The 5,545-nt window shown below is 46.7% G+C and carries 11 protein-coding genes; all 11 read left to right on the top strand.

Annotation, left to right across the window (positions count from 1 at the left end; translation table 11 throughout):
• The first annotated feature begins 125 nt into the window (after positions 1–125).
• A complete protein-coding gene (locus MKR94_RS16020) occupies positions 126–749 on the top strand; it encodes a hypothetical protein (protein WP_241647820.1) in 624 nt (207 codons plus the stop codon).
• 263 nt (positions 750–1,012) lie between these two features.
• A complete protein-coding gene (locus MKR94_RS16025) occupies positions 1,013–1,351 on the top strand; it encodes a phage holin family protein (protein WP_241647821.1) in 339 nt (112 codons plus the stop codon).
• Entirely contained in the window at positions 1,348–1,794 is a 447-nt protein-coding gene (locus MKR94_RS16030; RefSeq protein WP_241647822.1) for a lysozyme, read from the top strand. The genes MKR94_RS16025 and MKR94_RS16030 overlap by 4 nt, the downstream gene beginning before the upstream one ends.
• The gene (locus tag MKR94_RS16035) at positions 1,778–2,233 is read left to right on the top strand and encodes an Rz lytic protein (RefSeq protein ID WP_241647823.1); all 456 of its coding nucleotides are present in this window, start codon (positions 1,778–1,780) and stop codon (positions 2,231–2,233) included. The genes MKR94_RS16030 and MKR94_RS16035 overlap by 17 nt, the downstream gene beginning before the upstream one ends.
• A complete protein-coding gene (lysC, locus tag MKR94_RS17230) occupies positions 2,127–2,360 on the top strand; it encodes an Rz1-like lysis system protein LysC (protein WP_422047541.1) in 234 nt (77 codons plus the stop codon). The genes MKR94_RS16035 and lysC overlap by 107 nt, the downstream gene beginning before the upstream one ends.
• Positions 2,357–2,608, top strand: a complete 252-nt coding sequence (locus tag MKR94_RS16040) for a hypothetical protein (protein WP_241647824.1) — start codon at positions 2,357–2,359, stop codon at positions 2,606–2,608. The genes lysC and MKR94_RS16040 overlap by 4 nt, the downstream gene beginning before the upstream one ends.
• Before the next feature lie 318 nt (positions 2,609–2,926).
• Entirely contained in the window at positions 2,927–3,610 is a 684-nt protein-coding gene (locus MKR94_RS16045; RefSeq protein ID WP_241647825.1) for a KilA-N domain-containing protein, read from the top strand.
• Complete coding sequence (locus tag MKR94_RS16050; RefSeq protein ID WP_241647826.1) at positions 3,607–3,975, top strand: hypothetical protein; 369 nt, start codon at positions 3,607–3,609, stop codon at positions 3,973–3,975. Before MKR94_RS16045 ends, MKR94_RS16050 begins: the two co-directional genes overlap by 4 nt.
• 78 nt (positions 3,976–4,053) lie before the next feature.
• The gene (locus tag MKR94_RS16055; protein ID WP_241647827.1) at positions 4,054–4,296 is read left to right on the top strand and encodes a hypothetical protein; all 243 of its coding nucleotides are present in this window, start codon (positions 4,054–4,056) and stop codon (positions 4,294–4,296) included.
• A gap of 58 nt (positions 4,297–4,354) precedes the next feature.
• Positions 4,355–4,843, top strand: coding sequence for a terminase small subunit (locus tag MKR94_RS16060; RefSeq protein WP_241647828.1), 489 nt, complete (start codon positions 4,355–4,357; stop codon positions 4,841–4,843).
• The coding region (locus tag MKR94_RS16065) for a terminase large subunit domain-containing protein (RefSeq protein WP_241647829.1) at positions 4,797–5,545 on the top strand (749 nt) is incomplete at its 3' end. The genes MKR94_RS16060 and MKR94_RS16065, both read left to right, overlap by 47 nt.

The raw sequence follows: 5,545 nt of genomic DNA on the forward strand, positions 1-5,545 counted from the left end.
GAATGGGGGAGTCATGACTTGGCTAACCAAATTCCTTAACCACTTCTCACCCGTAACCCCAACAGTCCAGTACAAAATCCCACAGAGTTATCCAGTTCAACCCGGCAATAAGCGGAGGAAGAAGAATGCGCATTGAACACGATTACCGGTTAGTGGTGAAAATATCAGGTGTACGATCGTCGGCTGACATGAGGCGTTTATTCGGCAATGGCTGGAAGACTATCAACGAGTCACAACGCGCTTGGATTCGTCATCTACTGAAGCTATGGGGGCAACACCTTGGTAACGAAGAATATGACAAAGGAGAAATAAACATCCTCGGCCGTCTAATGATGCGTTGTGAGTGGAGTGAACAGAAGGGCAAGCAAATCGAAAAGGTGGTGTCTCAGCTTTACTGTGAGGGCTACCGAGGGGAAGAGTTAATGCGCAAGGCCCGCGATTTAGTGGTGCCACAATCTTCAGCAGCCAACATCATCGCTCTCGCCAAAGAATCTGATGATGCTGACTTTATGGAACGTGTAATAACTAAAATATTCGGACGAGACAACCCGATCCGTTCAGTAGCAAGATTAAGATACTGCAAATGCAAAAGCTCGCAAGATGTGCAGCGGTCCTTAAGTTATCTCACTGGCATAACCCCGAAAGAGGCGCGCAATAGAATGGAATGGGCTGAATCGATACTGGAAGGAGAATTATTTTATGCCGCTCAACGAGAATTGAAGAAAGAAATTCTACAAAATGCAGCATAAAGCACGAATAGCTAAAAGGTATGGGCATTCATTAAAGTATATTTAATGTACGCTCTGGGAGTAAAAGCGAACTGAGCAAACCAATATCAAACCTCGCCTCGGCGGGGTTTTTTTATACCCAAATTTCAAGGCTTCACTTCGGTGATGCCTTTTTTATTTCACCGCAAGTCAATCCAAATTATCCCACACAGATACTATCAACTGACAGGCGGTGAATCCCTACTGTAAATCCCCACTTGGGGGTAACTATGAAGAAACAGACTATGCAAGACAGACCTGATTGGTGGGCTGCATGGCTTTCATGGTTAGCGAATCATCGTAATGAAATCGGCTACTCAATCTTAGCGGCTGTTATGTCAATCCTTGCTGGCGTTAGAAAGAAAAACGGCAATCCCAAGGATGTGATAACAGGGGCTTTGATGTGTGGGATTTTATGCTTCTTCGTTAAGCCTACATTGACAGCCCTTTTCGCTATCGTTCACTGGGATTTCTCACCGGAACTGTGCTGGCCTATATCGGCAGCAATCGGTTATGCCGGAGTCGATTCTATATTCGCTTATGCCCGTCATCGCTTCGGGTTGGATGATGGAGACAAACAATGAATATCAGTAATAACGGCATCGCCTTTATCAAGAAAGAAGAGGGTGAGCGTTTAAGTGCTTATCAGGATTCGCGAGGAATTTGGACGATAGGCGTTGGCCACACAGGTTTGGTTAACCTAATCCCCGTAGGAAAGGGGATGGCGATCACCACTAAGCAGTCATCTGAAATACTGAAAAAAGACCTCTCCTGGGTAGAGTCTGCAATCGCTGACAACGTGAAAGTAAATCTCAATCAGAACCAATACGACGCGCTATGCTCCTTTATCTTCAATATTGGTGTAAACGCCTTCAAGAGTTCCACCATGCTTAAAGAGCTTAACGCAGGTAACTATGGTAAAGCCGCTGACTGTATGTTGATGTGGTCCAGAGCTGGGAGTAACCCAAGTATCCTTGCCTCTAGGCGCCAAAGAGAGCGGGGTTTATTCAATGCTCAAATTGATTAGCATTCTAAAAAACAGCGCTAGATACATTATCCCAGTAGCTGTCCTTCTCGCCTTGTGGGGGCTGAATGTCAGTAACTCACAGCTTAAAGCTACCAACACACGGCTAGAGCAGCTAGCAGACAGTAAAGACGAGCAGATAAACAGCCTCCGCGCCAAAAACGATAATCTGGCCGATGGCGTTCAACAACTTACTCAGGCAGTCACTAAACAGAACGCTGTAATGGCTGACGTACTCGCTCAACGTGCCGACACCGCAGAACATAACAGAGAGTTACAGAATGAAATTAAACGCTATCTGGCAACTGATAAGTGCGCCTTGTCTCCTGTTAATAGTGTCGCTGTTAGCAAGTTGCGCGAAGCCGCAGAAGGCAGTCGAGTATCAGGCGGTAAAGGTCCCGTGCCTAGCAATACCGGCCGACCTGACAGCACCGCTCGCTAAGCCAGAGATAAGCGACTCATTCACCTACGGCGACAGTGTGGCACTCAATGCCGAGCTATTCGGCTTACTGAATCAGGCCAACATTGACCGACAGGCAATCAGAATAATCGAGGCGCAACGCCAATGAAATTCATCCAGTGGCTGAAAAGCCTATTCACCAAAGAGAGTAAACCCATGACCGAGCCAGTAACTACCGCACAGACAGTAGCCGATCCCGTAGTAGCAGCACCAGAAACAGTGAAAACTGACGTTGAGCAAGTGAAAACCGATGTCGAGCTATTCGAAGCCAAGTTGAAAGATCTGGTCACCACTGCCGGCAGTCAGGCCCACGCAGTATTCGATGACCTGTGTAAGTTAGCCAAACAACTGATTTAGTAACCAGAACAGAGGTCATTAACGTGGCCTCAATTGTGGTTATTACCTATAGGTAGTATTCCATCTGATTGATGGTCATAACTGACAAGTGATTTAGTCATGCTGTGAAGCATTACGACAATTGCGCTGCATTACCTCGTTCATCATCTCTTTCCCAAGCCCACTTTAACCGGTGGGCTTTTTTATGCGCCATGCCCGGCGAATTAACTGAACGCAGAGTCTTCTGGAAACAAGCCTCGGAGAAACGCCGTTATAGGTGGTGACCTCTCTGTGGGCGTCGTTTCTGGGCAACGAGGCTCGTTTCTAAAGGAAATCACCATGCAATTAATTATCTCTGACGTAACTGTTAAGCAAGACAAAGAAGGTCGTTATTGCCTAAATGACTTACATAAGTCGTCAGGCGGCCAGAGGAACAATGACCCCCACGATTGGCTAAGACTTAAGCAGACGAAAGAGCTTATCGAAGAGTTGACCGATACGGGGATTCCCGTAACGAGTATTCGAGGCGGCAAGAATCAAGGTACCTACGTTTGCAGAGAGTTAGTTTTTTCTTATGCAATGTGGATTAACGCTAAGTTTCACCTTCACGTCATCCGAACGTTTGATGCTGTAGCGGCCAAAGAGCAGATTCGTGTTTCATATCGTGATACTGCCCGTATCGAATACAAGCCAATGACGGACGCAATAAAGTCTGAGCGAGAATCGCAAGGCAAAGGTATTGCTCCGCATCACTTCAGTAACGAAGCTGATTTGATTAATCGTATATCGCTAGGTATGACAGCAGCTAAGTTTCGCGTTCATCATGAGATAGGTAAGAAAGAGCCTATCCGTGATTACCTGACTCCTGAGCAGATTCACTGCATAACTGAATTACAGAGAGCTAACACTGTATTCATTAGCATGGGATGGGATTACGAGCAAAGAAAAGAAGCGTTGATGGGCCTATTCGACAAGAAGCACCGCCAACCACTAATCGAAGAGCAGCACAGGTTAGCCGCATGATTGAAGGTAACCCGTACTCTCAAGCACAGTTTCCGATCGCCACTCAAGTCGCAGAAGAATACTGCATCAGGCAAGCATCGATTCATCGCCAGCCTATATATCGGTCAAAGTATGGTGATATCGGGCTAAAGTCAGGACCATTGGCATCTTTCCTCGTCACATACTTCATTGAAGGGGGCATGAGTCCCCTTGAAGTGGAGATATTCTTTTACCAGATGCTAGATGTATGCAACCTTAATAGAGTTAAGCATTTCGCATCCGTAGGCAGATATGAAGGGCTTAAGGATGATGGCATAACCGAGATAGAAGATGTCTTAGACTATTTTGCCGAATGCGTCTTCTCTGGTCACATGCGGCCACACTAACCAACCCGAGAGCCACTTTCACAACGGCTCTCTGTATCAAAGGTGACAACATGAACGAAGAAAACTGGGGCGTGCAAGATGAATCAATATCGTAAAAAGCCTGTCGTCATTGAGGCCATTCAATGGACAGGTAAAAACCAACAAGAAATATTCAATTTTGTGGGCCGCGATGCAACTCTCGGTGACGTTAAAGGTATGACAATCCGAACATTAGAAGGTGATCACCACGCATCTGTGGGTGACTACATCATCAAAGGTGTTCAAGGTGAGTTCTATCCATGCAAACCCGACATCTTCCTTGCTACCTACGACAAAGTTTAGCCTGCATCACAGAGCATCCTATCGGGTGCTGTTTAATGCAATCAACAAGGAATAAATAATGGCGCTCAAGGCGAAACAGGAAAAGTTTTGCAATGAGTACCTCGTAGACCTAAACGCCACGCAAGCGGCTATTCGTGCGGGGTACAGTGCAAAGACTGCCCGCAACGTTGGATGCGAAAACCTAACAAAACCGTACATTTCTGCCCGTATCGCTGAATTGCAGGCTGAGTCCCAAAAGAAGCATGGAGTGAGCCGTGAATCAATCCTCAGAGAGCTTGAGGAGGCGAGAACGGCAGCATTGACCTCAGAAACTCCGCAGGCATCAGCGGCAGCATCGGCGACCGTTCATAAAGCCAAGTTACTCGGGCTATACGACTCACCAGAAGATATTGAACTCAAGCGACTAGAGATAGAGCGCAAGAAGTTAGAAATAGCCAAGCTTAAACGTGAGTCAGAAAGCATCGGAAGCGATCACCCAATCACTCGAATGGAGGTTGTCATTGTCGGGGAGAACAATCAGAACGACCCTAACGCCTCCGCAGGGTAGATTCTTTAACTTACAGTGCAAATATCCGGCATTTGTCGGCGGGTTTGGTACTGGCAAGACAGAAACAATGGCGGTGAGCGCGTTTCGTGACGCTAGCCATTCATCTGACGCACTAATAGCGATGTATGAGCCAACCTACGACCTTATCCGGTTAATTCTTGCACCACGCATGGAAGATAAGCTCAGCGAGTACGGTATCCGCTATAAGTACAATAAATCAGAGAACATTATTTATACCGCGTCACCTGGTATCGGTGATTTCGTACTACGGACTCTCGACAATCCAGCGAGAATAGTTGGATATGAGTCATATCGAAGCCATATTGACGAAATCGACACACTGAAAGAGCAACACGCTAAGGATGTGTGGATTAAGGTTATTGCGCGTAATCGTCAGCGCCCTAATGGATTAGATAACCCATTCAATAGGGTTAGTGTCTACACAACGCCAGAGGGCTTTAGGTTCGTTTACAAGACATGGAAGCGTAATCCTAAGCCGGGCTATGAAATGGTTCAGGCTAGCACCTACAGCAATCCATTCTTACCGCCTGACTATGCTGATACGCTTCGAGGTTCATACCCTGAGCAACTAATCGACGCTTACCTCAATGGCGACTTTGTTAACTTAACGAGTGGCACGGTTTATCACTGCTACGACCGCAAGTTAAACGGGAGCCTTGAGACTGTAATCGGTGACGAGCC

The sequence above is a fragment of the Rosenbergiella metrosideri genome (genome assembly GCF_022602565.1).
GTDB classification, from domain to species: Bacteria; Pseudomonadota; Gammaproteobacteria; order Enterobacterales; family Enterobacteriaceae; genus Rosenbergiella; species Rosenbergiella metrosideri.

Bases quoted from the DNA above. Each gene is read 5' to 3' on its own strand.
- MKR94_RS16020 (WP_241647820.1), top strand. From the start codon at position 126: ATGCGCATTGAACACGATTACCGGTTAGTGGTGAAAATATCAGGTGTA.
- MKR94_RS16025 (WP_241647821.1), top strand. From the start codon at position 1,013: ATGCAAGACAGACCTGATTGGTGGGCTGCATGGCTTTCATGGTTAGCG.
- MKR94_RS16030 (WP_241647822.1), top strand. From the start codon at position 1,348: ATGAATATCAGTAATAACGGCATCGCCTTTATCAAGAAAGAAGAGGGT.
- MKR94_RS16035 (WP_241647823.1), top strand. From the start codon at position 1,778: ATGCTCAAATTGATTAGCATTCTAAAAAACAGCGCTAGATACATTATC.
- MKR94_RS16040 (WP_241647824.1), top strand. From the start codon at position 2,357: ATGAAATTCATCCAGTGGCTGAAAAGCCTATTCACCAAAGAGAGTAAA.
- MKR94_RS16045 (WP_241647825.1), top strand. From the start codon at position 2,927: ATGCAATTAATTATCTCTGACGTAACTGTTAAGCAAGACAAAGAAGGT.
- MKR94_RS16050 (WP_241647826.1), top strand. From the start codon at position 3,607: ATGATTGAAGGTAACCCGTACTCTCAAGCACAGTTTCCGATCGCCACT.
- MKR94_RS16055 (WP_241647827.1), top strand. From the start codon at position 4,054: ATGAATCAATATCGTAAAAAGCCTGTCGTCATTGAGGCCATTCAATGG.
- MKR94_RS16060 (WP_241647828.1), top strand. From the start codon at position 4,355: ATGGCGCTCAAGGCGAAACAGGAAAAGTTTTGCAATGAGTACCTCGTA.